The organism is Kitasatospora misakiensis (assembly GCF_042656005.1).
Lineage (GTDB): Bacteria > Actinomycetota > Actinomycetes > Streptomycetales > Streptomycetaceae > Kitasatospora > Kitasatospora misakiensis.
In genome coordinates, this window is record NZ_JBHSOF010000067.1 from 1 (window position 1) to 26,311 (window position 26,311).

Consider the following 26,311-nt stretch of genomic DNA (forward strand, 5'->3'; position numbering starts at 1 on the left):
GGCCGCGCCGTCGGGGGCGCGGCCGGTCACGGAAGGGCCGGAACGGGTGGGAGGGCCGGGAGGGTCAGCCCTCCTGCTGCGGGTGGTGGGCCGGGATCGGCGGGAGCTCACCGGTGGTCTCGTACACGGCGAGCATGTCGATCCGGCGGGTGTGCCGCTCGTCGCCGCTGTACGGGGTGTTGAGGAAGATCTCGACGAACTTGGTCGCCTCCTCCTCGGTGTGCATCCGGCCGCCGATGGAGATGACGTTGGCGTTGTTGTGCTCGCGGCCGAGCGCGGCGGTCTGCTCGCTCCAGGCCAGTGCGGCGCGGACGCCCTTGACCTTGTTGGCGGCGATCGCCTCGCCGTTGCCCGAGCCGCCGATCACGACGCCCAGCGCCTGCGGGTCGGAGGCGGTGCGCTCGGCGGCCCGCAGGCAGAACGGCGGGTAGTCGTCGAGGGCGTCGTAGATGTGCGGCCCGCAGTCGACCGGCTCGTGGCCGGCCTCCTTGAGCCACTCCACGAGGCGGTTCTTCAGTTCGTATCCGGCATGGTCGGAGCCCAGGTACACGCGCATGCCCATGAGTGTGGCATGCGGGCGCCCCCGGACCCCGCAGGGGGCCCGGGGGCGCGTGGGCCCGGCTCCGGGAGGGGGCCGACTCCGGGACGGGCACCGCGTCAGCTCATTCGCGTCGGCTCACTCGCGTCACTTGCGGAGCAGCTTCCAGGCGAGCGGGAGGGCGCCGGCCGCGAGGGCGGCCTTCAGGGCGTCGCCGACCAGGTACGGGTAGAGGCCGAGCTCGGCGGCGCGGGCCAGCGGCACGTCCAGGGCGAAGGCCAGGTAGGGGACGCCGACCGCGTAGATGGCGAGGCTGCCGAGGACCATCGCGAGGGCGGTGCGCACCGGCGAGCGGTCCGCGCCGCGCCGGGCCAGGGCGCCGACCAGGCCGGCGGCCAGCACGAAGCCGATCACATAGCCGAGCGAGGCCGCCGACCAGCCGGCCGAGGCCTGGGCGAACCACGGCACGCCCGCCATGCCGGCCAGCAGGTAGAGGCCGAGCGAGGCGACGCCGCGGCGGGCGCCGAGGGCGGTGCCGACCAGCAGGGCGGCGAAGGTCTGGCCGGTCACCGGCACCGGCGAGCCGGGGACGTGCACCGACAGCTGGGCGGCCAGGCCGGTGACGGCGGCGCCGCCGGCGACCAGGGCGAGGTCCCGGACCTGCCCGCCGAGGCGGGTACCGGCGGCGGGCAGCAGGTCGGCCAGGACGGCACGACTGGGGAGGGGGGTGCTGGCGATGGCCATCGGGCTTCTCCTCGGCACGGTTCGGCTCCGGACGATCGGCTGGATGCGCGAGATCGGCGGGATCTGCGGGATCCGCGGGATCGGTCGGAGCGGGTGAGTGATCACTCCGAACCTACGCGGCGATCACGCCGAGCACCGCCGGGGATCCGGACAAAGGCCCGGCGCCCCGCCTTGTCGGGTCCCGCCCCTCCCGGCGCCCCAGGCCCCGTTCCGGGTACGGACCGTGACCGTCCGAACGGGAAAAGTCACCATTCGGTCCGCATTCTGGGCCCGACTCGGGCATTCTTGGCGCTGACGGCCTCATCCCCGGATATTGGGCAACTCGCACCGCATGTCGAACAGTCTGGATCCCATCCCCATGGCCCCCACCACCGCGCCCACGGCGCCCGGGACCACCACGCCCGCTCCCCCGGGCGGCGGCCAGCAGCTCTCGCACGGGCTCAAGCAGCGCCACCTCTCGATGATCGCGCTCGGCGGCGTCATCGGCGCCGGCCTCTTCGTCGGCTCCGGCGCGGGCATCGCGGCGGCCGGACCCGCCATCATCCTGGCCTTCGTGCTCTCCGGCCTGCTGGTCATGCTGATCATGCGGATGCTCGGCGAGATGTCGGCGGCCCGCCCCGCCTCCGGCTCCTTCTCGGTGCACGCCGAGAAGGAGATCGGCACCTGGGCCGGGATCACCGCCGGCTGGATGTACTGGGTGATGCTCTGCTGCGGCGTCGCCGCCGAGGCCACCGCCGCCGGGAAGATCGTCAACGGCTGGGTCCCCGGCGTCTCCGCCTGGGTCTGGGTCGCCCTGTTCATGGTGTTCTTCTGCGCCAGCAACCTCACCGCGGTGAAGAACTTCGGCGAGTTCGAGTTCTGGTTCGCCACCGTCAAGGTCGCCGCGATCATCGCCTTCCTGGTGCTCGGCGGACTCGGCCTGGCCGGCGTGCTCGGCCCCGGCTCCCCCGGCACCGCCAACCTCACCGGCCAGGGCGGCTTCCTGCCCAACGGCACCAGCGGACTGATCGTCGGCCTGCTCGCCTCCGTGTTCGCCTACGGCGGCCTGGAGACCGTCACCATCGCCGCCGCCGAGTCCGACGACCCCAAGCGCAACGTCGCCAACGCCGTGCGCACCGCCGTCTGGCGGATCGCCGTCTTCTACATCGGCTCGATGGCCCTGGTCGTCACCCTGGTCTCCTGGCAGGACCCGGCCGTCGTCGCCGACGGCCCCTACGTCACCGTGCTGCGTCACCTCGGCGTGCCCGGCTCCGGGGCGATCATGCAGGTGGTGGTGCTGGTCGCGCTGCTGTCCGCGATGAACGCCAACATCTACGGCGCCTCCCGGATGGCCTACTCGCTGGTCGGCCGCGGCCAAGGCCCGCGCGCCCTCGCCAAGGTGAGCGGCGGGGTCCCCCGGCGGGCCGTGCTGGCCTCCTGCCTGTTCGGCTTCGGCGCCGTCCTGGCCGCCAAGTTCTGGCCCGACACCGTCTTCACCTGGCTGATGAACACCACCGGCGTCGCCATCCTGGTGGTCTGGCTGTTCATCTGCGTCGTCCAGCTGCGGATGCGCCGCCGGCTGGAGCGCGAGACGCCCGAGCTGGTCACCGTCCGGATGTGGGGCTACCCGTACCTGACCTGGGTCGCGCTGGCCGCCGTCGTCGCCATCCTGGCGCTGATGACCACCACCGAGGGCAACCGCCAGCAGTTGTACGCGGCCGGGGTGCTGGTCGTGGCGCTCATCGTGGCCGGCCTGGTCAAGCAGCGCCGGGACGCCTCCCGCTGACCGCCCGCCACCTCGTCCACCCGTACGGCCGGGGGCCGGCGCCGATGATCGGCGCCGGCCCCCGGCCGTCGGTCGTCGGTCCGGGCCGGCTACTCGAAGGACGGGCTCGCGGTGCGGGTCCGCTTGATCTCGTAGAAGCCCGGGGTCGAGGCGACCAGCAGCGTGCCGTCCCACAGCCGGGCCGCGGCCTCGCCGCGCGGTATCGGGGTCACCACCGGGCCGAAGAACGCGACCCGCTCGCCGTCCGCGCCCTCGACCGCGATCACCGGGGTGCCGACGTCCTCGCCGACCAGGGTGATGCCCTCCTTGTGCGAGAGGCGCAGGGCCTCGTCGTACGCGTCGGTGCCGGCGGCGTCCGCCAGCTCCACCGGCAGACCGGCCGCGGCCAGCGCCGCCTCGATCGTCTCGCGGTTCTGCGGCAGGCCCTGGTTGTGGAAGCGGGTGCCCAGCTCGGTGTACAGCCGGCCCAGCACCTCGCCGCCGTGCTGCTGCGCCGCGGCGATGCAGACCCGCACCGCGCCCCAGGCGTTGTCCAGCAGCTCCCGGTAGTTCGGCGGCAGGTCACGGTGCTCGTTCAGCACCGACAGGCTCATCACGTGCCAGTTCACGTCCACCGGGCGCAGCTGCTGCACCTCGATCAGCCAGCGGGACGTCATCCAGGCCCACGGACAGGCCGGGTCGAACCAGAAGTCGGCGGTCTTGCGCTCGGCGGCGCCGGTGGCCTCAGCGGCAGTCGTCACAGCTGTCGTCCTTCGAGAATCGTCCGGAAGAGGTGCGGTGTCGCGGACCGCACGGACGCACGGCCATCCCCCGTCACCGCCAACGCCCGGACCGCGCCGCTGATTCCGGCCCACCCCGCCGAGTTGTGCAATGGTACCGGTGAAGATGGCGTGAAAGGATGCCCCCGCAGCGCCCGTAAGCGCCGCACCAGCGCACCAGTGAAGACCGCACCACCGTGCGAGCCGGACAAAGGAGTACCGCCGTGCCGGGCAAGAACCTGAGCCGCGACGAAGCCCAGCAGCGGGCCAGCATCCTCACCGTGGACAGCTACCAAGTCCGGCTGGACGTGACCTCGGCCCCCGACCCGGCGGCCGCCACCTTCCGGTCCACCACCACCATCGCCTTCCGCTGCGCCGAGCCGGGCGCGGCGACCTTCCTCGACCTGCTCGCCCCCGCCGTCCGCGCCGTCACCCTCAACGGCCGCTCCCTCGACCCGGCCACCGCCTACGACGGCGCCCGGGTGCACGTCGACGGCCTCGCCGCCGAGAACACGCTCACCGTCGAGGCCGACTGCGCCTACAGCCGCACCGGCGAGGGCCTGCACCGCTTCACCGACCCGGCCGACGGCGAGACGTACCTCTACACCCACTACGAGCCGGCCGACGCCCGCCGGGTCTTCGCCACCTTCGAACAGCCCGACCTGAAGGCCCCGTTCGACTTCACCGTCACCGCCCCGGCCGCCTGGGACGTCCGCTCCAACGCCCCGCACCGGACGGTCACCGAGGACGGCGCCGCCCGCACCTGGGAGTTCGAGCCGACCCGGCCGATCTCCACCTACCTCACCGCCGTCGTCGCCGGCCCGTACCACGTCGTCCGCGACCACTACAGCCGCGCCCTCGCCGACGGCACCGTGCTGGACATCCCGCTCGCCGCGCTCTGCCGCAGGTCGCTCGCCCCGTACTTCGACGCCGACGAGATCCTCGGCGTCACCAAGCTCGGACTCGACTTCTTCCACGAGAAGTTCGACTACCCGTACCCCTTCGGCAAGTACGACCAGGCGTTTGTCCCCGAGTACAACATCGGCGCCATGGAGAACCCCGGCTGCGTCACCTTCCGCGAGGAGTTCGTCTTCCGCTCGAAGGTCACCGACGCCGCCTACGAGGCCCGCGCCAACGTCGTCCTGCACGAGATGGCGCACATGTGGTTCGGCGACCTGGTCACCATGCGCTGGTGGGACGACCTGTGGCTGAAGGAGTCCTTCGCCGACTTCATGGGCTCCTACGGCCTGGTCGGCGCCGGCACCCGCTACCGGGCCGCCTGGGTCACCTTCGCCAACCAGCGCAAGGCCTGGGCCTACCGGCAGGACCAGTTCCCGACCACCCACCCGATCACCGCGGACATCCGGGACCTCGAGGACGCCAAGCTCAACTTCGACGGCATCACCTACGCCAAGGGCGCCTCGGTGCTCAAGCAGCTCGTGGCGTACGCCGGCGCCGACGCCTTCTTCGAGGGCGCCCGCCGCTACTTCCAGCGGCACGCCTTCGGCAACACCGAACTCGCCGACCTGCTGGACATCCTGGAGGAGACCAGCGGCCGCGACCTGAAGTCCTGGGCCGCCGCCTGGCTGCAGACCGCCGGCGTCAACACCCTCACCCCGCAGCTCACCGTCGACGCCGAGGGCCGGATCACCGAACTCGCCGTCCTCCAGGACGGCGATGTCCAGCGCCCGCACCGGATCGCGGTCGGCCTCTACGACCGGGACGCCGACGGCGCGCTGGTGCGCACCGAGCGCTTCGAACTGGACGTCACCGGCGCCCGCACCGTCGTCACCGGGGCCGCCGGCCACGCCCGGCCCGCGCTCGTCCTGCTCAACGACGACGACCTGACCTACTGCAAGATCCGCTTCGACGAGGAGTCGCTGGAGACCCTGCGCACCGGCCTCGGCGACATCAAGGACGACCTGGCCCGCGCACTCGCCTGGTCCGCCGTCTGGAACCTCACCCGGGACGCCCTGATGCCGGCCCGCGACTACGTCGCGCTGGTCCTGCGGTTCGCCGGGCAGGAGGCCAACATCGGCGTCCTGCAGTCGCTGCACGCCCAGGCCAAGGGCGCCGTCGACCTCTACGCCGACCCGGCCTGGCGCGGCGAGGGCGGCCGGCTGCTGGCCGACAGCGCGCTGCGCGAACTGCGCTCCGCCGCCCCCGGCAGCGACCACCAGCTGGCCTGGGCGCGCTTCCTGGCGCAGACCGCCAACGGCTCCGAGCACCTCGGCCTGGTCCGCGGCCTGCTGGCCGGCACCGCCCGGATCGACGGCCTGGAGGTCGACCAGGAGCTGCGCTGGGCGCTCTGGCTGACCCTGGCCGCGGCCGGGCAGGCCGGCGAGGAGGAGCTGGCCGGGGAGTTCGCCGCCGACAACACCGCGAGCGGCCGCCGCCAGTACACCCAGTGCCTGGCCGCCCGGCCGACCCCGGAGGCCAAGGCCGCCGCCTGGTCCGCCGTGATCGACTCCGAGGAGCTGCCCAACGCGCTCGTCGAGGCCAACATCGCCGGCTTCGGGGTGCCCGCGCACCGCGACCTGACGGCCCTCTACGCGGCGCCCTACTTCAAGCTGCTGGAGCGGGTCTGGGCCGAGCGCACCATTGAGATCGCGATGCGGATCGTCGGCGGCTTCTTCCCGCAGGCGCAGGTCGACGAGGCCACGCTGGCCGAGGCGGACGCCTGGCTGTCCGGCCACCCGGACGCGGCGCCCGCGCTGCGCCGGCTGGTGCTGGAGCGCCGGGACGACCTGGCCCGCGCGCTGCGGGCGCAGGCCTGCGACCGGGGCTGACCCGGGCTGACCGGGGCTGACTGTTCACCGGGCCCGCTGTGACACGCGTCGCGGCGGGCCCGGCCGTTTCCCGGTGGGTGCCCCGACCCATGCGGAAGGGGCCGGACCGCGCGAACGCGGTCCGGCCCCTTCAGGCCTGGCGGGATGCTCAGCCGTTGATCAGGCTGCGCAGCACGTACTGCAGGATGCCGCCGTTGCGGTAGTAGTCCGCCTCACCGGGGGTGTCGATGCGGACGACCGCGTCGAACTCCTTGTCGCCCGCGACGACCTTGACGGTCTTCGGGGTGCGGCCCTCGTTGAGCTCGGTCACGCCGGTGAAGGAGAAGGTCTCCTCGCCGGTCAGGCCGAGGGAGTCGGCGGTCTGGCCCTCCGGGAACTGGAGCGGCAGGACGCCCATGCCGATGAGGTTCGAGCGGTGGATGCGCTCGTAGGACTCGGCGATGACGGCCTTGACGCCGAGCAGCGCGGTGCCCTTGGCGGCCCAGTCGCGGGACGAGCCGGAGCCGTACTCCTTGCCGGCCAGGACGACCAGCGGGGTGCCGGCGGCCTGGTAGTTCTGCGAGGCGTCGTAGATGAACGACACCGGGCCGTCGGCCTGGGTGAAGTCGCGGGTGTAGCCGCCCTCGGTGCCCGGCGCGATCTGGTTGCGCAGGCGGATGTTGGCGAAGGTGCCGCGGATCATGACCTCGTGGTTGCCACGGCGCGAGCCGTAGGAGTTGAAGTCACGCTTCTCGACACCGTTGGCGGTCAGGTACTGCGCCGCCGGGGTGCCCGGCTTGATGTTGCCGGCCGGGGAGATGTGGTCGGTGGTGACCGAGTCGCCCAGCTTGGCGAGGACGCGGGCGGCGGTGATGTCGGTCACCGGGCTCGGGGTCTTCGCCATGCCCTCGAAGTACGGGGGCTTGCGGACGTAGGTGGACTCGGCGTCCCACTCGAAGGTGTTGCCGGTCGGGACCGGGAGCGACTGCCAGCGGTGGTCGCCGGCGAAGACGTCCTGGTAGCCCTTGTCGAACATGGCCTCGTCGATGGAGCCGGCGACGGTGGCGGCCACCTCCTGCTCGGACGGCCAGATGTCGGCGAGGAAGACGTCGTTGCCGTCGGCGTCCTGGCCCAGGGCGTCCTTGGTGATGTCGACGTTCATGTTGCCGGCGAGGGCGTAGGCGACCACCAGCGGCGGGGAGGCCAGGTAGTTCATCTTGACGTCGGGGTTGATCCGGCCCTCGAAGTTGCGGTTGCCGGAGAGCACCGAGACGACGGCCAGGTCGGACTCGTTGACCGCGGCCGAGACCTCCTCGGGCAGCGGGCCCGAGTTGCCGATGCAGGTGACGCAGCCGTAGCCGACCAGGTTGAAGCCCAGCTTCTCCATGTAGGGGAGCAGGCCGGCCTTCTCGTAGTAGTCCATGACGACCTTGGACCCGGGGGCCAGGGTGGTCTTGACCCACGGCTTGACCGTGAGGCCCTTCTCCACGGCCTTCTTCGCCAGCAGGGCGGCGCCCAGCATGACGGAGGGGTTGGAGGTGTTGGTGCAGGAGGTGATCGAGGCGATCACGACCGCGCCGTTGTCGATCTCGTAGGACGAGCCGTCGGGGGCGGTGACGGCGGTCGGCTTCGAGGCCTCGGCGGAGTAGGTCGGCAGCGCCTCGGCGAACTTGGCGGCGGCCTCGGCCAGGATCACGCGGTCCTGCGGGCGCTTCGGGCCGGAGATCGACGGGACGACGGTGGAGACGTCCAGCTCCAGGTACTCGGAGTAGACCGGCTCGACCGACGGGTCGTGCCAGAGGCCCTGCTCCTTGGCGTACGCCTCGACCAGGGCGAGCTGCTGCGCGTCGCGGCCGGTGAGCTTCAGGTAGTTGATCGTCTCGGCGTCGATCGGGAAGATCGCGCAGGTCGAGCCGAACTCCGGCGACATGTTGCCGATGGTGGCGCGGTTGGCCAGCGGGATCGAGCCGATGCCGTCGCCGTAGAACTCGACGAACTTGCCGACCACACCGTGCTTGCGCAGCATCTCGGTGATGGTGAGCACCAGGTCGGTGGCGGTGGTGCCGGCCGGCAGCTCGCCGGTCAGCTTGAAGCCGACGACGCGCGGGATCAGCATGGAGACCGGCTGGCCGAGCATGGCGGCCTCGGCCTCGATGCCGCCGACGCCCCAGCCCAGCACGCCCAGGCCGTTGACCATGGTGGTGTGCGAGTCGGTGCCGACACAGGTGTCCGGGTAGGCCTGGCCGCCGCGGACCATGACGGTGCGGGCCAGGTGCTCGATGTTCACCTGGTGGACGATGCCGGTGCCCGGCGGGACGACCTTGAACTCGTCGAACGCGGTCTGGCCCCAGCGCAGGAACTGGTAGCGCTCCTTGTTGCGGCCGTACTCGATCTCGACGTTCTGGACGAAGGCGTCCGGGGTGCCGAACTTGTCCGCGATGACGGAGTGGTCGATGACCAGCTCGGCCGGGGCCAGCGGGTTGATCTTGGCCGGGTCGCCGCCCAGCTCCTTGACGGCCTCACGCATGGTGGCGAGGTCGACCACGCACGGCACACCGGTGAAGTCCTGCATGATCACGCGGGCCGGCGTGAACTGGATCTCCTGGCTCGGCTGCGCGTCGGCGTCCCAGCCACCGAGGGCGCGGATGTGGTCGGCGGTGATGTTGGCGCCGTCCTCGGTGCGGAGCAGGTTCTCCAGCAGCACCTTGAGGCTGTAGGGCAGCCGCTCGGACCCCTCGACGGCGGAGAGCTTGAAGATCTCGTACGACTCGTCGCCCACCTGCAGCGAGCTGCGGGCGTCGAAGCTGTTCGCGGACACGACTGACTCCTTCTAGGTGCTTCGTGCGGTATCCGGCCGCCACGGTGGTAAGGTCAGCCTTACTTAGGTTGACCTGGCCCGCACCGCCGGTGAGCGCCTCTCGGCAAGTATCTTGATGTCGAGATATATCGTAAGGCGGAGTTATCTCGATGTCGAGATAAACCATAGTGCATGGCGCCGCGTCCGCCACGTCGGCACCACCTCCGGCCTGCCGGTGCGGGGTGCGGCCTACCGCTGTGGAACCCAGCCTCACACGATCCGTGCCCCGGCACGACCCCCGGCCTCCGGGTGCCCCGGTGCTCCGCCAGGGCTGACGGCCGACCGCCCCCGGTACGGTGGCCGCGGAGTGACATGCCGAACGAACCGGGGGCCGACCGATGATCGTGGTGGACGCGTCCGCGCTGGTGCTCGCGCTGGCCGACGAGGGCGAGCGCGGTGCCGCCGCCCGCGCCGAACTGGCCGCCGACGGCGAGTGGGTGGCACCCGAGCACGTCGTCGTCGAGGTGATGCAGTCGCTGCGCGGCCTCTACCTGGCGCGCGAGCTCACCGCCGAACGGGTCGCCGAACTCGTCGCCGAACTGCCCGGGCTGGCGATCCGCAAGATCGCGGTCGAGCCGCTGCTCGGCCGGATCTGGGAGCTCAAGGACAACCTCACCCCGGACGACGCCGCGTACGTGGCGGTGGCGGAGCGGGTCGGGGCGCCGCTGGTCACGGCCGACCTGCGACTGATGCGGGCCAGTGGGCCGCGGTGCGAGATCCGGGGGATCGGCCGGTCCGGCGGGTAGGGCGCGCCTGCGCGGGGAGGGGCAGGGCGCGTCCGCGTGCCCGTTGCGGCGTCGCGGGCGCGTCCGTTCCGGCGTCGCGGGCGTGTCCGGGGAGTGCCGCGGGCCGTTGAACCGGCTGTCAGGCCTGCCGCGCCCCCGGCCGGGGTGCGCCCCCACCCGAAGAGGTCCGCCGATGCCCGCTCCGCTCGCCGCCGCCCTGCTCCCGTTCGCCCTGCTGGCGCCCGCCGCCTCCCCGGTCTCGGTCACCGAGGCCGACTTCGACCCGGCCACCGCCTTCGTCCCGCCGACCGCGATCAGCCACGCGCCGGACCTGGTGCCGTTCGGCTCGCACGTGCGGGTGATCGTCGACCGCTCGGTGCCCGGCCGGACGATCCTCACGATGAGCCTGGCCGGGGTCGCCGCCGACCACGACTTCCCGGTGCACCTGCACACCGGCCCGTGCGGGGCCGACCCGGCCGCGTCCGGCCCGCACTACCAGGACGTGGTGGACCCGGTCAGCCCGTCCACCGACCCCGCGTACGCCAACGACCTCAACGAGCTGCGGCTCGCCCTGCGCACCGACGGCCGGGGCGAGGGCACGGCCGCCACCTCGGTGGCCTGGCGGCCCCGACCGGGCGAGGCCCGCTCCCTGGTGCTGCACGCCGGCAGCCCCGCCGGTGCGCACCGCGCCGCCGACCGGGTCGCCTGCGTCAACCTGGACGGCCTGGCGGACGACGCTCGGTAGTCGAGGTGGGATGGGTCCGGTCCCTCGGTCAGCCGCCGAGGGTCGCGACGAGGACGGCCTTGATGGTGTGCAGGCGGTTCTCGGCCTGGTCGAAGACGACGGAGTGCGCCGACTCGAACAGCTCGTCGGTGCACTCCAGCTCGGCCATGCCGGTCTCCTCGAACAGCTGCCGGCCGAGCACCGTGCCGAGGTCGTGGAAGGCCGGCAGGCAGTGCAGGAACTTGACCTGCGGGTTGCCGGTCGCCCGCACCGTCTCCATCGACACCTGGTACGGCTTGAGCAGCGCGATCCGCTCGGCCCAGACCTCCTTGGGCTCGCCCATCGAGACCCAGACGTCGGTGTAGAGGAAGTCGGCGCCGGCCACACCCTCGGCGACGTCCTCGGTGAGGGTGATCCGGGCGCCGCTGGTCTCGGCGAGCGCCTGCGCGGCCTTGCGCACCTCCTCGTCCGGCCAGAGCGCGCGCGGCGCGACGATCCGGATGTCCATGCCGAGCAGCGCGCCGGTCACCAGCAGCGAGTTGCCCATGTTGGAGCGGGCGTCCCCGAGGTAGGCGAGCGCCACCTCGGTGAGCGGCTTGGTGGTGTGCTCGGTGACGGTGAGCACGTCGGCGAGCATCTGGGTGGGGTGCCACTCGTCGGTGAGGCCGTTCCAGACCGGCACCCCCGCGTACGCGGCGAGCTCCTCGACCACCGCCTGGCCGTGCCCGCGGTACTCGATGCCGTCGAACATCCGGCCGAGCACCCGGGCGGTGTCCTTGATCGACTCCTTGTGGCCGATCTGCGAGCCGGCCGGGTCCAGGTAGGTGGTGGTGGCGCCCTGGTCGTGCGCGGCCACCTCGAAGGCGCAGCGCGTCCGGGTGGAGGTCTTCTCGAAGATCAGCGCGATGTTCTTGCCGCGCAGCCGGGGCTGCTCGGTGCCCGCGTACTTCGCCGCCTTGAGCGTGGCGGCGAGGTCCACCAGGAAGCGGAACTCCTGGGGCGTGAAGTCGAGCTCCTTGAGGAAGTGCCTGTTCCGGAGGTTGTACGCCATGCCGGGCTCCTGGGGTGACGGTGAAGGGGACGGGCGACTGGAAGGCAGCAAGTCTATACGATGCTCAGAATTTGTATGCATGACTGCTCGACTGCCCGGTTGCTCACCGTGGTGGGTGCACCGGCTCCGAGGCCAGGGCGAGCACGGCGAACACCGGCTGGTGCACCCGCCACAGCGGCTCCCCCGCCGCCAACCGGTCCAGCGCCTCCAGCCCGAGCGCGTACTCGCGCAGCGCCAGCGAACGCCGCAGCCCGTCCGCGCCGCCGGGCGACCGGCCCGGCCGCCGCGGGTGGTCCGGCCGCCGCGGGTGGTCCGGGCCGTGGAGCAGCCTCAGGTGGTCGAGGCTGCGGACCTGCACCGCCGGCTGCACCAGTCCGCCCGGCCGGCCCGTCCCCGGAGCCGTCCGGGTCGGGGACACCGGCGGACGGACCACCAGGCCCGCGCCGCCCGCCCCGACCAACTCCTCCCACCACGCGACGGCGGCGGCCGTCGACGCCTCGTCGGCGGTGTCCACCCACCGGCGGGCGATCCGGTGCAGGACGGGGGCAGACGTAGGGGTGGGGGCGGGGGCCGTCCGGTCGGCGTCGACCAGGCGGTCGATCCGGGCCAGGTGCTCGCGCTGAGGACGGGTCGCGAGGTTCACCCCCTCTGCGGCCAACAGCTGGAACGGCGCGAGCCCGGGGCGCGCCGGGGACGCGGCGCGCCGGCACGCCTCGGTGAAGGCCCGCACGTCCGCCGCCCGGCCCCGCTGCCGGTCGAGCGGCCCGGCGACGTCCAGCCCCCGGGCGGTGGCGCGTTCCAGCGCGGCCAGCACCGGCGGCAGCACCGCCCCCGCCGCGGCGGCGACCGCCGCGTTCCGGGCATGCCGCACCCCCTCGGGGGCCGTCCCGGCGGCGGGTGACACGCCGGTGGTGGACGGCGTGCCGGTGAGGGAGCGCGGCGGGCCCGTCAGCGCGGCGTCCAGCAGCAGCCAGTCGCTCCCCAGCTCGTCGAAGAGCCCCGACCGTTCCGCCGCCGCCCGCAACCGGAGCAGTACCGCCGTCTCCTCCGCCGCGCCGAACAGCGCCCGGCCGCGCCGCGACCAGACCGCCCCCGGACCCGCCGGGCCGAACCGCCGCGCGAGCGCCGCGTCGTCCCGCGCCACCAGCACCACCGCACGCGGCCCCGGCAGCAGCTCCGTGCAGAGCACCTCACCGACCCCGTCCGCCCGGTACCCGGCGAACGCCTCGTCCGGATGCTCCGGATACCCCGGCCGGCGCGCGCCCGCCACCGGCTGCACCGACGGCACCGACGGCGGCAGGTGGACCAGCAGCCGGGGATCCACCGCGGACCGCCCCATCGTCTCCAGCGCCGAGGCGGCGTTCTCCGCCCGCACCGCCACCGTCCCGAGCAGCGCCGTCCCCACCGCGTGCGGTCCCGCGACGTCCGCCACGTCCAGCGGACGCCCCTCGCGTCCGCCCGGCGCGCCGCTCAGCAACGGCCGGACCGGCGCGTACCACTGGCGCTCCGCCTCCACCCGGACCAGCTCGCGCTCCGGGTAGCGCAACGCCGTCAGGGCACCGCCGAAGACGCAACCGGTGTCCAGGCAGACCGTGTTGTGCAGGAAACTCGCCACCGGCAGCGGCGTGTGCCCGTACACCACCAGCGACCGCCCCCGGTACTCCTCCGCCCACGCGTGACGCACCGGCAGGCCGTACTCGTCGGTCTCCCCCGTCGTCCCGCCGTAGAGCGCGTGCGCGCGCACCCGGCCCGAGGAGCGCCCGTGGTACCGCTCCGGCAACCCCGCGTGGCACACCACCAGGGCGCCGCCGTCCAGCAGGTAGTGGTCGGCCAGGCCGCGCAGGAACTCCCGCACCTCGGCCCGGAACGCCTCCGGCTCCGCCGCCAGCTGCTCCATGGACTCGCGCAGCCCGTAGGAGAGGGTGACCCGGTCGCCGTCCAGCGCGCGGGCCACCTTCAGCTCGTGGTTGCCCGACACGCAGAGCGCGTGACCCGCCGCCACCATGCCCATCACCAGCCGCAGCACGCCCGGGGTGTCCGGGCCGCGGTCGACCAGGTCGCCGACGAACACCGCCGTGCGGCCGGTCGGCGGCACCGCGTCCACCGGGCGGCCCGCCGCGTCCCGCACCAGCCGGTAGCCGAGCCTCCCCAGCAGCGTCTCCAACTCGGCACGGCACCCGTGCACGTCGCCGACCAGGTCGAACGGTCCGGTCAGGTGCCGCAGATCGGCGCGCCGCCGCTCCAGCACCACCTCCGCGCCCGCCACCTCGGCCACGCCGCGCAGGACGTGCACCCGGCGGAAGCCCTCCTTCTCCAGACCCGGCAGGGACGCGCGCAGCTCCCGGTGCTGGCGCGGGATCACGTACGCCGGCAGCTCGCGGTCCGGGCGGGTGCGGTTGCGCTCGGCGCACACGCCCACCGGGACGTCCAGCACGATCGCCTCCGCCCGCGCGTCGTGCTCCCGGGCGACGGCCAGCAACCGCTTGCGGGCGTCCGCCTGCACGTTGGTGGCGTCCACGACGGTCAGCCGGCCGGCGGCCAGGCGCTTGCCGACCAGGAAGTGCAGCAGTTCGAAGGCGTCGGCGGAGGCGGACTGGTCGTTCTCGTCGTCGGCCACCAGGGCTCGGCAGGTGTCGGAGGAGACCACCTGGGTGGGGCGGAACAGGCGGCGGGCGAAGGTCGACTTGCCCGCGCCGCTGGTGCCGACGAGGACGACGAGGGAGCCCTCGGTCACGGGGACGACGGGGTGGGCGACGGGTTGGACGACGGGGTGGGCGGCCGGGGTCGGTGCAGGGGTGGGCGTGCGGGGTGCGGGGTCGGGCTCGGTCATCGGGGCCCACCTCCTCCGGTGGCCGGGGTGTCGCGTTCGAAGAGGGCGAGTCGGGGCGGTCGCGGTCCTGCCGGTGCCGGCGCGCCGTCGGCGGGGTGGAGGGTGACGGCGTAGCCGTACCCGGTGGCCGTCCGCCGCGCCCAGGCGGCGAAGGCCGCGCCGTCGGCTCCGGGCGGGGCGGTCGCCACCGCCGCCGGTGGACGTGCGGCGCCGAACACCGCGTACTCGAGGTACGCCGGGTGCGCGGCGGGCGTCACCCGTTCCGTCGAGGTGTCGGCCGGCTCCTCGGCTGTCCCCTCGGCCGCTGTCTCGGCAAGGGCTTCGGCCGGGGCGGCGAACACCATCGCGTCGAAACCCGTCGAACGGGCGTCCGCGTAGATCGGCGCGCCCTGCACCAGACGGAGCCGGGTACGGCCCGGGGCGGCCCGCAGCTCCCACTCCGGCGCGGGGTCCGCCGTCCGCTCCAGCCCGAGGCGACGGGCGGCCACGGCCAGGGCGGCCGGTGAGACGTCCACCCCCAGCAACTCGGCGAACCGACCGTCCCCGAGCAGTTCGGCGAGCAGCGCGCCGTGCCCGCAGCCGAGGTGCACCACCCGCGTCGCCCCGAGCGCGCCCAGCACGGCCCGCACCGCCGCGCCCTCGCCGCGTTTCTCGTCCTCGGCCTGCGTCACGGCGTCGTCGTGCCGGGCCAGCCGGCGGGCGATCAGGGCCCGCTCCGGATGGGCGGCGAACAGCCGGTCGGCGCCCGGCCGCTCCGGCGGCACCCAGTGGGGCGCGGCACCGTCCAGCACCGGCAGCAGCGCCACCAGCTGCCGCAGCGCCTCAGCCGGCCGGACCGCCGGCGCGGCCAGCCGGAGCCGCACGTACGGCGAACCGCCGGGGCCGGGGTGCGCCGGCTCCACGGCGCGGTCAGGGCCGGGGGCAGTGGGGGCGGCGTCCAGCGGCACCTCCGCCGCCTCGACCCGCCAGCCCAGCGGCTCGAACAGCCGCCGCACCAGCGTGACCCCGTCACCGCCCGGGGTGGATTCCGGCTCCCGGTCCGCGCGGACGACCGGCAGCTCGATCTCCAGCGGCAGCGCCGTGTCCCCCTCGGGCGCGGGCGGCTGCCCGAGCGGCTGCCGGAACACCGTCCGCAGCGCCGCCGCGAGCAACGAGGACCCGGCGAACGGGCGGTCGTCGACGGACTCGTCGCGCGTCACGGGCGGCTGCCCCTTGCCGCGCCGCCCGCGGAGCAGCGCCTCCGGGTCGACCTCCACCAGCAGGGCGAGCGTGCAGCGGTCCGCGTCGGCCTCGGGGAAGAACACGTGCGCCTCGCCGAACGCGGTCGAGACCTGGTGCACCTCGTCCGGGCGCCGGTGCAGCAGGCGCGCCAGGTCGGTGGCGGGGCTCCCGGCGGTTCCGGTGGCGGAGATCAACATGAACACCCGTCCGAGTATCGCCGAGCCCAGCCCGCCCGACAGCCGGATTTCCTCCGGTGCGTCGCGGCCCGCCGACCCGTCCGGACGGTGAGCGCGTTCGGCACCGGCGGCCCGGATTCGTTAACGTGCACGATGTGACTGCAGAATCCACCACCCCCGTGAGCGGCGCCGTTGCCGCAGGTCTGGCCACCATCGCCGCGGACGGCACCGTCCTCGACACCTGGTACCCGGCCCCCGCGCTGACCGCCGAGCCCGGCCCGGCCGGGACCGTCCTCCTGACCGTCGAGCAGGCCGAGGCCGAGCTGGGCGCGGGTGCCGCCGAGGCCCTGCGCACCGACGCGCGCCGCGGCGTCGAGGTGGTCGCCGTGCGCACCACCATCACCTCGCTGGACGAGAAGCCGCTCGACGCGCACGACGCCTACCTGCGTCTGCACCTGCTCAGCCACCGCCTGGTCCGGCCGCACGGCCTGAGCCTCGACGGTGTCTTCGGGCTGCTCGCCAACGTGGCGTGGACCAGCATCGGCCCGGTCCCGGTGGACAGGGTCGAGCAGGCGCGGCTGGCCGTGCGCGCCCAGGGCGGGCAGCTCGCCGTCTACGGGATCGACAAGTTCCCGCGGATGACCGACTACGTCGCCCCGTCCGGTGTGCGCATCGCCCACGCGGACCGCGTCCGTCTCGGCGCGCACCTGGCCGTCGGCACCACCGTGATGCACGAGGGCTTCGTCAACTTCAACGCGGGCACCCTGGGCACCTCGATGGTCGAGGGCCGGATCAGCGCCGGCGTCGTGGTCGGCGACCACAGCGACATCGGCGGCGGCTCCTCGATCATGGGCACCCTGTCGGGCGGCGGCAAGCAGGTCGTCTCCGTCGGCGAGCGCTGCCTGCTCGGCGCCAACGCGGGCATCGGCATCTCGCTCGGCAACGACTGCGTCGTCGAGGCCGGCCTCTACGTCACCGCCGGCACCCGGGTGACCACCCCGGACGGCACCGTGGCCAAGGCCGTCGAGCTGTCCGGCCAGGACAACCTCCTCTTCCGCCGCAACTCCCAGAGCGGCGCCGTCGAGGTCATCGCCCGCTCCGGCTCCTGGGGCGGCCTCAACGCCGACCTCCACGCCCACAACTGACCCGCCCGTCCGTAGGGTCCGGCCGCTGATGCCGGGCTTCGAGCCACGGCTCGAAGCCCGGCATCAGCCGTTCGGCGCGCTTTCGATCGCCGACCGGGCGGAGGTGGAGGTGGAGTGGGAAGTCGGCGGGGCCGACTTCTCACTCCACCTCCGCTCGCGCCGTCCGTGCTCCTCCAGCTGGTGGTGGTGTGCTCCGAGGCGTGCCTCGGAGCACACCACCACCCCAAACGGCTCCGCTCCGGTGGCGGAGGAGGCTTTTTTCGGGGCGGCCCCCACGCCTCGCGCGCGGGGCCCACCCCCTCCCCCCTCCCCCTCCCCTCCCTCCCGCCTCCCGCCTCCCGCCCGTGCCCTTCCCACGCTCCCCTGCCCACTCCACTCCCCTGCCCCGCCCTGTCCTGTCCCGTGGGGGGCCCGCCGCAGGGGGCGGGCCGCCGGCCCCGAAGCCCCTGGTCACCCCTTCGCCCGAGGTGACGGGGATCGGCGGTCGCCCGGTCGGCCGGTCGGCCGGTCGGCCGGTCGGCCGGGTGTAGCCCAGGCCGGTCGGTGGCGGCAAGCCGGGCGTCACCCGGGCGGGTTACCCGTGGGAGCGGTTGGACCGCATCGGGTGGTGCCCGGTGACCGCCGCGGCGGGGTGTTCGTTGGTTGCAGCGGCGAGGCCGCGTCCGGCCGTCCGCCACCGATTCACACCGCACCACCGATCCGAAGAGGTCCCCTCATGTCCGAGCCCTGGTTCGAGGCGTCCGCCACCTCGCAGTACCCCACCGCCAACGGGGCGGCGGCGCCGACCGCCCCGAAGAGCCTGTTGGAGCAGATGCAGGAGCTGCTCGCCTCGCTGACCGCGGACCTCGCCGACCTTCAGGCCACCGGTGCCCGTACCACCTCCCCCGCCCCGACCGCCGCCGCCGAGGACGGCGGGCCCTCCGCCGCCCGCTGACCGGGCGGGTCGAGCCGGAGCACCAGTAACCGCTCCTCGCGCTCCGCCGCCGGCTCGGGGAGCCGTAGAGCACCGTCCGGCTCGAACGGCTCCCCAGGCGGCTCCTCCACCGCCTCGCACAGCTCCGCGTCGTACTCCTCGGGCCGCTCGCCCGCCATCCGCCGCACGGCGTCCCGCAGCTGGCCGACCAGCTGGGTGCACTCCGCTCCCGCGTCGACCCCGTCGATGCACGCCCAGTAGAGGCTCTCGGTGTCGGCGCCACAGGCCAGCACGACCAGCGTCTCCCCGATGTCCCGCAGGAGGACGCCGAGTTCGTCCAGCATCGGCCCGAGCTCGCCGAGTTCGGTGAGTCTCCGGGCCCGGCCGCCCGGTCCGAAGGCCGCCACCGACGACGCGCCCTCCTCCGGATGGTCCAGGCAGCAGGCGGCGTGGGTGGCCGCCTCGGCCAACAGCTGACCGAGGCCCGAGAGTTCCTCCTCGCCCGACCTCGCGAGCCGGGTGGCCACCGCCTCGGTGAGCAGCGCGGCCTGCCGGGCCTCCGCCAGCACGTCCGGAACGTTCCTGGTCTCCGCCAGGGCGTGCCGGGCGGTCTTGATCAGTCGCAGCGCTTCCACGGCCGGACACCCCTTCCGTCGCCCGCGTGGCGCCCTGCCACGCGGTCACGGGGAGAGGGTGCTTCGGGGTGGGTGGGCCTCGCATCCGGACATTGGAAAGCTGTGGACAACCCGGGGGCTGTGGACAACTCGCATCCCCCACAAGGACTATGGGCGGCTCTCCGGGTTGACCTCGTCGTCTCCGGCGGGGGTGCCGGGGATCGGGAAGCGCTGCTCGTTCCGCTCGATCTTGGCCGCCAGGGCGGTGAGCGGATCGACGCCGACGGCCGTGCAGAACTGGAGCAGGTAGGCGAGCACATCGGCCACCTCGTCCCGCACCCGGTGGGCGCGGTCGGGGTCGGCCATCACGGCGGCGGCCTGCTCGGGCGTGAGCCACTGGAAGATCTCCAGCAGCTCACCGGCCTCCACGGTCAGGGCCGAGGCGAGGTTCTTGGGCGTGTGGAAGGGCTCCCAGCGGCGGGCCGCGGCGAACTCCGTGAGCCGCTGTCGCAGCTCCTCCAGGCTCGGCCCGGTGGGTTCCGTCTTTCGTTCGTTCACCCGTCCAGGTCTACCGTATCGCCTGCGGCCGGGCCGACCTCAGGTCCGACCACGGGCTCCGCCACGGCCTCGACCACCGGCTCGGCCACCGGGCCGGTGGCCGGTCCCGCCGCCGGGAAGGCCCCCGCCGAGGAGCCGTCCCGCGCCGCCTGGACCGGCACCCGGGCCGTCTCGGTGCGCAGCACCGTGAGGCCCGAGCCGGGATCGCGCCGGCACTCCACCAGTGCCGCCCCGGGCGGCAGTTCGCCCGGTCCGCCGAGCGCGTCCCGCGCCGCGGCCGGTTCCTGGAGGGTGGCGAGCACCCGCAGCTGGTTGCGCCCGGACATGTCGTGGGCGAGCCGCAGCAGCGAGGCGGTCTGGTCGGTGCCGAGTCCGGCACCGAGGTCCTCGGCGAGCACGGTGAGCTGCCGCTGCGCCCACGGCACCTCGGTGGCCACGTCGAGGTCGAGCACGCCGGCGCCGGTGAGCAGCACGGCGGCGAAGGCGAGGTGGCGGAGCATGCCGTCGGAGGCCTGGTCGGCTCCGGTGCGGCCGAGGAGCCCCTCGTCGAACACGGCGAGCACGCGTCGGTCGGCGCCGCTGCCGCGGTGGGCGAGGTCGAGGCCGAGCAGCGGGTGCGGGGCGGCGGACTGGACGACGCGCAGCAGTTGCCCGTAGCGGCGGCCGCACTCGTTGCTGAGCCGGGCGATGACGGCGGAGATGTTGGCGGCCGTGCTGAGCAGCCGGGCCTGCGGGTGGGGGCGGGCCCAGCCGCGCATGAGGGCGGGGACGGGGCAGACGGGGAAGACCTCGCGCAGCGCGGTGAGCAGTTGTTCGGCGGCGGCGAGGACCTTGCGTTCGCCGGGCGAGGAACCGGCGACGCGCAGCGGGATCTGGGCGGTGATCAGCGTGCCGCTGGGGAAGGGGGCGCGGATGTCGCCCTGCCGGGTGTCGTTGTGCCAGCTGACGTTGACGCGGTGGTTGCGCAGGTCCTGTTCGCCGGTCTCGACGAGGGTCCGGCCGTCGAGGGTGAGCTGTTCCCGGGCGATGCGGACGGGCCCGTCGGTGCGGACGACGACTTCGAGCGCGATCGGCCCGTCCGGGGAGCGGACGGTGCAGCCGAGGATGAAGGCGTTGCGGCCGTGCGGCACGCAGCCGGCGAGGCCGCCGCGGACGGGGGCGGCGAGCGGTCCGGTGGTGCCGGGCCGACCGTCGAGGGAGTCGCGGATCTCCTCGCCGAGGGCGAGCCGGGAGAGGACGGCGAGGGCGTCGAGCGCGTTGGACTTGCCGACGCCGGCGGGGCCGTGCAGCACGGTGAGGGGCGCGAGCGGGAGGGTCGCGCGCCGGTAGGACTTGAAGGAGGTGAGCCGGATCTCCTCGACGATCGGGCGCCGGGCGGTCGTCGGCGGGCCCGGTTCCGGGCTGCGCTGCTGCGGGTGGGCCGGCACGGCGGGACGGGTGGCGTCGCGGTTCACCCGTCGGACGTTAGCCGCCGGTCGGGCGGCAGAAACGTGCCTGCCCGGCAGATTCATCCCATCGGGGTGGCGACGGACGCCAGGCCGGGCCACCGCGGACGCGGGATCGAAACACGGCGGGCGCGAACAGCCCGCCGTGTCGGCGCCGGGTCAGCGCCGGTAGGCGGCGACGGTCACGGAGGCCGTCACCTCGACCGGGTCGGGCAGTTCGGCGAGCCGCTCCGCCAGCCGGGCCGGGTCGGTGTGCCAGGCGCTCGGCCCCATGCCGACGACGGTCCGCACGTCCTCGGCGGACAGCCTCATGGTGAACTCCACCTCGCGCCGTCCGGCCGGGGCCAGGTAGGGCCCGAGCTTCTCGTCGATGCGCCGCTGCTTCTCCTCGTCGACGGACAACAGCCCCAGGGCGGTGACGAGTTCGCGCAGGTGCCGGGCGGTGGGCGAGACCAGGAGCAGGGTGCCGCCGGGCCGCAGCACGCGGCGGATCTCGGGGCCGTTGCGCGGGGCGAACACGTTGAGGACCAGCCCGGCGGAGCCGTCCAGCAGGGGCAGCGGCCGCCAGGCGTCGCAGACCACCGCGCCGATCCGGGGGTGGGCCTTGGCGGCGCGGCGCAGCGCGAACTTGGAGATGTCCAGGGCAGCGCCGGGCCGTCCGGGCAGGGCGTCGAGGACGTGGGCGAGGTAGTGACCGGTGCCGGCACCGAGGTCGACGACCAGCCCCCCGGGCCCGCCGGCCGCGACGGTCCCAGCCTCCGCGACAGGCCCGGCGGCCGTCGCGGCCTCGGCGAGGGCGTCGGCGATCGGCCGGTAGTGGCCTGCGGCGAGGAAGTCGCCGCGGGCGGCGACCATGTCGGCGGTGTCCCCGGTGCCGGTGTGGGCGTCGCCGGCGAGCAGGCTGACGTAGCCCTGCTTGGCGATGTCGTGGCTGTGCCCGCCGGGGCAGCGCAGGGCGCGCCCGTCGAGGGTGAGCGGCTGCGCGCAGTGCGGGCAGGCCAGGTAGGGCTCGATGTCCTGCAGCAAGGGTCCGTCTTCTCTCGCGGTCCGGTCGCGTGCTCCGGCCGGGGGTGCCAGCCTAACCAGCGGCGGTGCCCGGTCCCGCATCCACCGGCGCGGGCGTCCGGGCGTCGGCGCCGTCCACCCGCGGGCCGGGGACGACGGGGGCGGCGGGGACGACGGGGGCGGCGCCGCCGATGCGCAGGGCGAGCGCGGCGAGCACCTCGGGCGCCCCGGCCTGCCCCCGGATGCCCGGGAAGGCGTTGACGTCGACGAGGACCGGTTCGGCGGGCCCGTCCAGCAGGTCGACGCCGTAGACGTCGAGGCCGAACACCTCGCCGACCCGCAGGGCGATCCGGGCCCGCTCGGCGGGCAGCTCGGCCGGCCCGAACCCGGCGGCGGCGTCGGGTAGTTCGGGATGCTCCGGGCCGGCGAGCTCGGAGCGCCGTCGGGTGCAGAACAGCTGTCCGGCGACGACCCACAGCTTCTGGTCCCAACCGTTGCTCGACAGGTAGGGCTGGGCGACGACGGGCTCGCCGGGCCACTCCCGCGCGAGGGCGCGCAGCCCGGCCGGGTCGTCGACGCGGGTGACGAGGTCGTGGCGGCGGCTGTGCCGGCTCTTGACGACGAGCGGGAGGCGGAGTTCGCCCGCCTCGACCAGCCCGAGCAGTTCGGCGGCGTCGGCGGCGGCGCGGGTGGGCGCGAAGGGCAGTCCGGCGCGCCGGGCGCGTTCGGCCATGGCCACGCGGTCCTGGCAGAGCTCGGTGGCGGCGGCCGGGTTGACGACGGGTGCGCCGCGTTCCTCCAGCTCGCGTGCGAGGGCGAGGGCCGCCGGGCTGCGGGCCTTGAGCAGGTAGACGTCCGCGGGCGAACCGGGGGGCGGGCCGGTCGGGTCGAGGGCCTCGACGTGGTGGCCGCGCGCGGTCAGCAGTGCGGTGGTCGCGGCGAGCACCGGGTGGTCCGGGGCGGAGGTGATCAGTCCGATCCTCATATCGCGCCACCGAGGCCCGCGACCCCGACACCGCCGACCCCGACACCGCCCACGCCGGCTCCACCCACACCGACTCCACCGGCACCGCCGGTACCACCGACCCCGGCGCCGACCGCCTCCAGTCCCGCCCCGTCCAGCGCCGCCGTGCCCAGCGCCGACGCGTCCAGCGCCACCGCCGGCGCCGTGACCGCCGTGCCGGTGCGGGCCAGCCGCAGGACCGCCCGCGCGACCCGCGCGACCGCGTCCGGCACCTGACGGAAGCTCGGGAAGTCGTTGACGTCGACGACCACCGGCCCGTCCGGCCCGAGCAGCACGTCGACGCCGTAGAGGTCGAGCCCGAACACCTCGCCCACCTGCGCGGCGATCCGCGCGACCTCGGCGGGCAGCGGCACCTGCCGCTCCTTCACCCCCTGGTCGGGGTTGAGCGGCGAGCGCCGCTCGGTCGCGTACAGCTCGCCGTCGACGCAGTACACCTTGAGGTCGGTGCCGGAGTTGGGGACGTAGGGCTGGGCGATGAGCAGGCCCTCGCCGGCCAGCAGCGGGCCGAGTTCGGCGAGGTGCCCGGGGTCGCGGACGAGCCGCACGGCCCGCCCCGAGCTGCCGTCGGCGGGCTTGACGACCAGCGGGTACTCGGCCGCGGGTATCTCGGCGAGCCGCTCCCAGCGGGCGGCCGCGTAGGTGACGGGGACGGGCAGCCCACGGGTGCGGGCGATCACGGAGGCGAGTGCCTTGTCGCGGACGCCGCGGATGGACCGGACGTCGTTGACGGTGGTGAGGCCGACGGCGGCGGCGGCCTCCAGGAGGGTGAGGCCGGGCCCGCCGGAGACGGTCTTGAGCACCCAGGCGTCGTGGCTGCCGGCGCGGACCGACTCGGAGATCGCCATCAGCGAGTCGCCGGGGCGCAGCACGTCCACCCGGTGTCCCCACGCGGTGAGTTGGCGTACGACGTCGAGCGGCATGCCGTCGTGCCGGTAGTGCTCCTCCACCAGAAAGCAGAGCCTCATGAGCCAGTCATCCCCCTCGCTTCGCCCAGCGCGGACGTCCGCCGTTCACGTCCGGCAGAGCTGTAAAAGCCCCAGGATGCCACGCGGCCCTCACGCAAGATCGCCCGGCCGGTAAGCGTTGGGCAACAATCGCGGCGAAGTGCCCGAGCCGGGCGGCCCGTTGGTTCCCGGGTCGCCCCGGGCGTCGTGGACGGTTCCCCGGCCCGGGCCGCGGCGGCCGTCCGTACCGGGACGGTCTGCCGGGGACGCCCGGTGGGCGGCCTCCGGGCGGCCTCCGGGCGGCCTCCGGACGGTGCCGCGCGGACCCGTTCAAATCCCTGGCAGGAACGCGACGAGCCTGCTTGGATGCACGGCGTGACCTCTGACGATCTTGCCGCCCCCACCGCTTCCGCCGCCTCCCCCACCACCTCCCCCGCCGCTTCCCCCGCCGCCGCGGCGCAGCCCGACCCGACCCTCCTCGACGTGATCGAGCGCTACTACGACGCCGTCCCGCGCACCGCCGCCCGGGTCGAGGACTTCGGCCCGCTCAGCCTGTTCGTCCGCGAGGGCACCGGCTGGCCGTACTACGCCCGGCCGGCCCTGGGCCACGAGGGCCCGGCGGTCACCGCCGAGGACGTCCGCCGGGTGCTGGCCCGCCAGCGCGAGCTGGGCCTGCCGGAGGCCTTCGAGTGGGTGGCGGAGCACGACCCGCTGCTGCGCGCGGCCGTGGAGGAGGCGGGGCTGACGGTGCACGCGCACCCGCTGCTGGTGCTCGGCCCGCAGGACGAGCAGGACGAGCAGGGCGAGCAGCAGAGCACGGACGGCCCGGACGGCGTGTCGGTCCGCGTGCTGGCCGCCGACGACCCGGCCCTCGCCGAGGCGCTGGCCGTTCCGCACCTGGCGTTCGGCGAGCCGGGCACCGGTGTGGGCAACGCCGGTCCGGCCGAACTGGCCGTGCGGACCGAGGCGTTGAGGGCCGACGGCACGGCGGAGCGGCTCGCGGAGCGGATCACCGCCGGGCAGACGGTGGTCGCCGCGGCGTTCGGGGACGGCACGGCGCTCTGCGCGGGCCAGCACAACCCGGTCGGCGAGGTCACCGAAGTGGCCGGCGTGGGGACCCTCCCGTCGGCGCGGCGCCGGGGTCTCGGGCAGGCGGTCACCGCGGCCCTGGTCGCGCACGCCAGGGCCAACGGGGTGCGGACGGTGTTCCTGTCCGCCGCCGACGAGGACGTGGCCCGGATCTACCGCCGGGCGGGCTTCCGCCCGTTCGCGACGGCGCTGATCGCCGAGCCGGCCGACGAGGCGCACTGAGCCCCCGCCCCGGGCCCGGACGCCCCGCCGGACGCCCCGCCGGACACCCCTCCCGGTCCGCGCCGCTCAGTCCGAGTCGTCGTCCTCCTCGCCGCTGACCTCCTCGTCCTCGGCCTCGTCCACCACCCAGGCGGCCAGCCGGTCCGCCACCCCGGAGACGGTCAGCCGCCCCTCGCGGATGGCCCGGGCGAGGCTGCGCACCTCCCGGGCGGTGGTCGCCACCGTGCAGCCGCTGGCCACCAGGTAGGCGTAGGCGACGGCGGTGGCGAACAGTTCGTTGGTCTTCTCCAGGGCCGGCACCCGGATCAGCTGGTGCATCAGTGCGGCGGCGCGGTCCTGCGGCTCGGGGTAGACGGCGATGTCGAAGATCTCGGCCTGGTGCCGGGCGACGGCGGCGAGCAGCGATCCGTAGTCGGTGACCTGCGGGTCACCGGGCGTGTACTGCTCGGCGGTCATGAGCAGCCATGAGAGGTCGACCTCCAGTTTCAACGGCGCACGTCCTGGAGGTCGGTCTCGCCGCGCGGCTCGGCGAACTCGGCCAGGAAGGCCGTCTCGTACTCCTTCATGAACTGCGCGGCCGCGTCGACGAACGCCCGCCCCGCCTCGCCCATGTCGTGCTGGACCAGGCGCTCGATGTACTGGTTCATGCTGATCCCCTGCTGCTCCGCCCGCTCCCGGGCCATCTCCGCGGTGGTGGCGTCCACCCGGACGTTCAGCTGCTTCTTACCCATGAATTCAAGCTAGCGCTGAAGTGCTAGCACAACAAGGGCGCGCGCATCCCGCCGTACGCCCCCGCCGTGCACGCCCCCGGGCGACCCGCCGGGCACCTCCTACCCACCGGCCGACGCGTCCGCGCCCGCCGGGAGTGAGACTTGAAGAGTTCTTCACCTTCGGAGACTCTGAAGTGCCCTGAGCATTCCCTGGAGCGGCACCGACCGGTTGTGGAGGCCGGCAATGACAGCCATGTTCGACCAGGAGCTGCGCGAGCAGCTCGACCAGGCCCGCAAGGAACTCGCGGCCGCCCGGGCCGAGGGGGACGCCGACGGCGTCCAGGCGTACGAGGGCCGGATCGCCGGACTCCTCCGGCTCGCCGCCCAGCACGGCGTCACCCTGCCGCACGACGCCCGGGAAGAGGAGCACAACCTGCCCTGAGCCGCCGTACGGGCCCACGGCACGACGGAGGCGGTACCCGCGA

At 74.3% G+C, this 26,311-nt stretch carries 23 protein-coding genes; 8 read left to right on the forward strand and 15 right to left on the reverse strand.

Annotated features, from left to right (window positions below):
- Positions 1 to 64: 64 nt before the first annotated feature.
- Both ACFP3U_RS32895 and ACFP3U_RS32900 read right to left on the reverse strand, forming a co-directional pair.
- The gene (locus tag ACFP3U_RS32895; protein WP_380229418.1) at positions 65 to 556 is read right to left on the reverse strand and encodes a ribose-5-phosphate isomerase; all 492 of its coding nucleotides are present in this window, start codon (positions 554 to 556) and stop codon (positions 65 to 67) included.
- 129 nt (positions 557 to 685) lie between these two features.
- Positions 686 to 1,282 carry a biotin transporter BioY gene (locus ACFP3U_RS32900; protein ID WP_380229419.1) on the reverse strand — a complete coding sequence of 199 codons (597 nt, stop codon included), beginning with the start codon at positions 1,280 to 1,282 and terminating at the stop codon, positions 686 to 688.
- Between the two features lie 358 nt (positions 1,283 to 1,640).
- On the opposite strand from ACFP3U_RS32900, the gene ACFP3U_RS32905 reads away from it, so the two are divergent.
- Positions 1,641 to 3,047, forward strand: a complete 1,407-nt coding sequence (locus tag ACFP3U_RS32905; protein ID WP_380229420.1) for an amino acid permease — start codon at positions 1,641 to 1,643, stop codon at positions 3,045 to 3,047.
- Between the two features lie 89 nt (positions 3,048 to 3,136).
- On the opposite strand, the gene ACFP3U_RS32910 is transcribed toward ACFP3U_RS32905, so the two are convergent.
- Positions 3,137 to 3,787 carry a mycothiol-dependent nitroreductase Rv2466c family protein gene (locus ACFP3U_RS32910; protein WP_380229421.1) on the reverse strand — a complete coding sequence of 217 codons (651 nt, stop codon included), beginning with the start codon at positions 3,785 to 3,787 and terminating at the stop codon, positions 3,137 to 3,139.
- A 242-nt stretch (positions 3,788 to 4,029) separates the two neighbouring features.
- On the opposite strand from ACFP3U_RS32910, the gene pepN reads away from it, so the two are divergent.
- The gene (gene pepN, locus ACFP3U_RS32915) at positions 4,030 to 6,594 is read left to right on the forward strand and encodes an aminopeptidase N (protein ID WP_380229422.1); all 2,565 of its coding nucleotides are present in this window, start codon (positions 4,030 to 4,032) and stop codon (positions 6,592 to 6,594) included.
- Positions 6,595 to 6,742: 148 nt separating this feature from the next.
- On the opposite strand, the gene acnA is transcribed toward pepN, so the two are convergent.
- The gene (gene acnA / locus ACFP3U_RS32920; protein WP_380229423.1) at positions 6,743 to 9,391 is read right to left on the reverse strand and encodes an aconitate hydratase AcnA; all 2,649 of its coding nucleotides are present in this window, start codon (positions 9,389 to 9,391) and stop codon (positions 6,743 to 6,745) included.
- Positions 9,392 to 9,768: 377 nt separating this feature from the next.
- On the opposite strand from acnA, the gene ACFP3U_RS32925 reads away from it, so the two are divergent.
- The gene (locus ACFP3U_RS32925; RefSeq protein ID WP_380229424.1) at positions 9,769 to 10,176 is read left to right on the forward strand and encodes a type II toxin-antitoxin system VapC family toxin; all 408 of its coding nucleotides are present in this window, start codon (positions 9,769 to 9,771) and stop codon (positions 10,174 to 10,176) included.
- Between the two features lie 172 nt (positions 10,177 to 10,348).
- The gene (locus ACFP3U_RS32930) at positions 10,349 to 10,900 is read left to right on the forward strand and encodes a superoxide dismutase family protein (protein WP_380229425.1); all 552 of its coding nucleotides are present in this window, start codon (positions 10,349 to 10,351) and stop codon (positions 10,898 to 10,900) included.
- Positions 10,901 to 10,928: 28 nt separating this feature from the next.
- On the opposite strand, the gene argF is transcribed toward ACFP3U_RS32930, so the two are convergent.
- The 3 genes from argF to ACFP3U_RS32945 form a co-directional block, all read right to left on the reverse strand.
- Positions 10,929 to 11,930, reverse strand: coding sequence for an ornithine carbamoyltransferase (gene argF / locus ACFP3U_RS32935; RefSeq protein ID WP_380229426.1), 1,002 nt, complete (start codon positions 11,928 to 11,930; stop codon positions 10,929 to 10,931).
- 103 nt (positions 11,931 to 12,033) lie between these two features.
- The gene (locus ACFP3U_RS32940; protein ID WP_380229427.1) at positions 12,034 to 14,760 is read right to left on the reverse strand and encodes a polynucleotide kinase-phosphatase; all 2,727 of its coding nucleotides are present in this window, start codon (positions 14,758 to 14,760) and stop codon (positions 12,034 to 12,036) included.
- A complete protein-coding gene (locus ACFP3U_RS32945; RefSeq protein WP_380229444.1) occupies positions 14,757 to 16,178 on the reverse strand; it encodes a hypothetical protein in 1,422 nt (473 codons plus the stop codon). Before ACFP3U_RS32945 ends, ACFP3U_RS32940 begins: the two co-directional genes overlap by 4 nt.
- Before the next feature lie 134 nt (positions 16,179 to 16,312).
- Between ACFP3U_RS32945 and dapD the strand changes: the two genes are divergently transcribed.
- A complete protein-coding gene (gene dapD / locus ACFP3U_RS32950; RefSeq protein ID WP_380229428.1) occupies positions 16,313 to 17,302 on the forward strand; it encodes a 2,3,4,5-tetrahydropyridine-2,6-dicarboxylate N-succinyltransferase in 990 nt (329 codons plus the stop codon).
- Positions 17,303 to 18,017: 715 nt separating this feature from the next.
- Positions 18,018 to 18,236: a hypothetical protein gene (locus ACFP3U_RS32955; protein WP_380229429.1), complete on the forward strand. Its 219-nt coding sequence runs from the start codon at positions 18,018 to 18,020 to the stop codon at positions 18,234 to 18,236.
- Here the strand turns inward: ACFP3U_RS32955 and ACFP3U_RS32960 are convergent.
- The 6 genes from ACFP3U_RS32960 to ACFP3U_RS32985 all read right to left on the reverse strand — a co-directional run bounded on the left by ACFP3U_RS32960 (position 18,158) and on the right by ACFP3U_RS32985 (position 23,826).
- Entirely contained in the window at positions 18,158 to 18,850 is a 693-nt protein-coding gene (locus ACFP3U_RS32960) for a DUF6099 family protein (protein WP_380229430.1), read from the reverse strand. The genes ACFP3U_RS32955 and ACFP3U_RS32960 overlap by 79 nt on opposite strands.
- A 147-nt stretch (positions 18,851 to 18,997) precedes the next feature.
- Positions 18,998 to 19,387 carry a nucleotide pyrophosphohydrolase gene (locus ACFP3U_RS32965; protein WP_380229431.1) on the reverse strand — a complete coding sequence of 130 codons (390 nt, stop codon included), beginning with the start codon at positions 19,385 to 19,387 and terminating at the stop codon, positions 18,998 to 19,000.
- Complete coding sequence (locus ACFP3U_RS32970) at positions 19,384 to 20,841, reverse strand: AAA family ATPase (RefSeq protein ID WP_380229432.1); 1,458 nt, start codon at positions 20,839 to 20,841, stop codon at positions 19,384 to 19,386. Before ACFP3U_RS32970 ends, ACFP3U_RS32965 begins: the two co-directional genes overlap by 4 nt.
- A gap of 150 nt (positions 20,842 to 20,991) precedes the next feature.
- Positions 20,992 to 21,858, reverse strand: a complete 867-nt coding sequence (locus tag ACFP3U_RS32975) for a putative RNA methyltransferase (RefSeq protein ID WP_380229433.1) — start codon at positions 21,856 to 21,858, stop codon at positions 20,992 to 20,994.
- Positions 21,859 to 21,910: 52 nt separating this feature from the next.
- A complete protein-coding gene (locus ACFP3U_RS32980; RefSeq protein ID WP_380229434.1) occupies positions 21,911 to 22,822 on the reverse strand; it encodes an ATP-grasp domain-containing protein in 912 nt (303 codons plus the stop codon).
- Positions 22,819 to 23,826 carry an ATP-grasp domain-containing protein gene (locus ACFP3U_RS32985; RefSeq protein WP_380229435.1) on the reverse strand — a complete coding sequence of 336 codons (1,008 nt, stop codon included), beginning with the start codon at positions 23,824 to 23,826 and terminating at the stop codon, positions 22,819 to 22,821. Before ACFP3U_RS32985 ends, ACFP3U_RS32980 begins: the two co-directional genes overlap by 4 nt.
- A 462-nt stretch (positions 23,827 to 24,288) precedes the next feature.
- On the opposite strand from ACFP3U_RS32985, the gene ACFP3U_RS32990 reads away from it, so the two are divergent.
- Complete coding sequence (locus tag ACFP3U_RS32990) at positions 24,289 to 25,116, forward strand: GNAT family N-acetyltransferase (protein WP_380229445.1); 828 nt, start codon at positions 24,289 to 24,291, stop codon at positions 25,114 to 25,116.
- Positions 25,117 to 25,182: 66 nt separating this feature from the next.
- On the opposite strand, the gene ACFP3U_RS32995 is transcribed toward ACFP3U_RS32990, so the two are convergent.
- Positions 25,183 to 25,605 carry a fic family toxin-antitoxin system, toxin component gene (locus ACFP3U_RS32995; RefSeq protein ID WP_380229436.1) on the reverse strand — a complete coding sequence of 141 codons (423 nt, stop codon included), beginning with the start codon at positions 25,603 to 25,605 and terminating at the stop codon, positions 25,183 to 25,185.
- Complete coding sequence (locus ACFP3U_RS33000) at positions 25,602 to 25,847, reverse strand: toxin-antitoxin system HicB family antitoxin (protein WP_380229437.1); 246 nt, start codon at positions 25,845 to 25,847, stop codon at positions 25,602 to 25,604. Before ACFP3U_RS33000 ends, ACFP3U_RS32995 begins: the two co-directional genes overlap by 4 nt.
- A 223-nt stretch (positions 25,848 to 26,070) precedes the next feature.
- On the opposite strand from ACFP3U_RS33000, the gene ACFP3U_RS33005 reads away from it, so the two are divergent.
- On the forward strand, positions 26,071 to 26,268 hold the full coding sequence (locus ACFP3U_RS33005; RefSeq protein ID WP_380229438.1) for a hypothetical protein: 198 nt from the start codon (positions 26,071 to 26,073) through the stop codon (positions 26,266 to 26,268).
- The last annotated feature ends 43 nt before the right edge of the window (positions 26,269 to 26,311 follow it).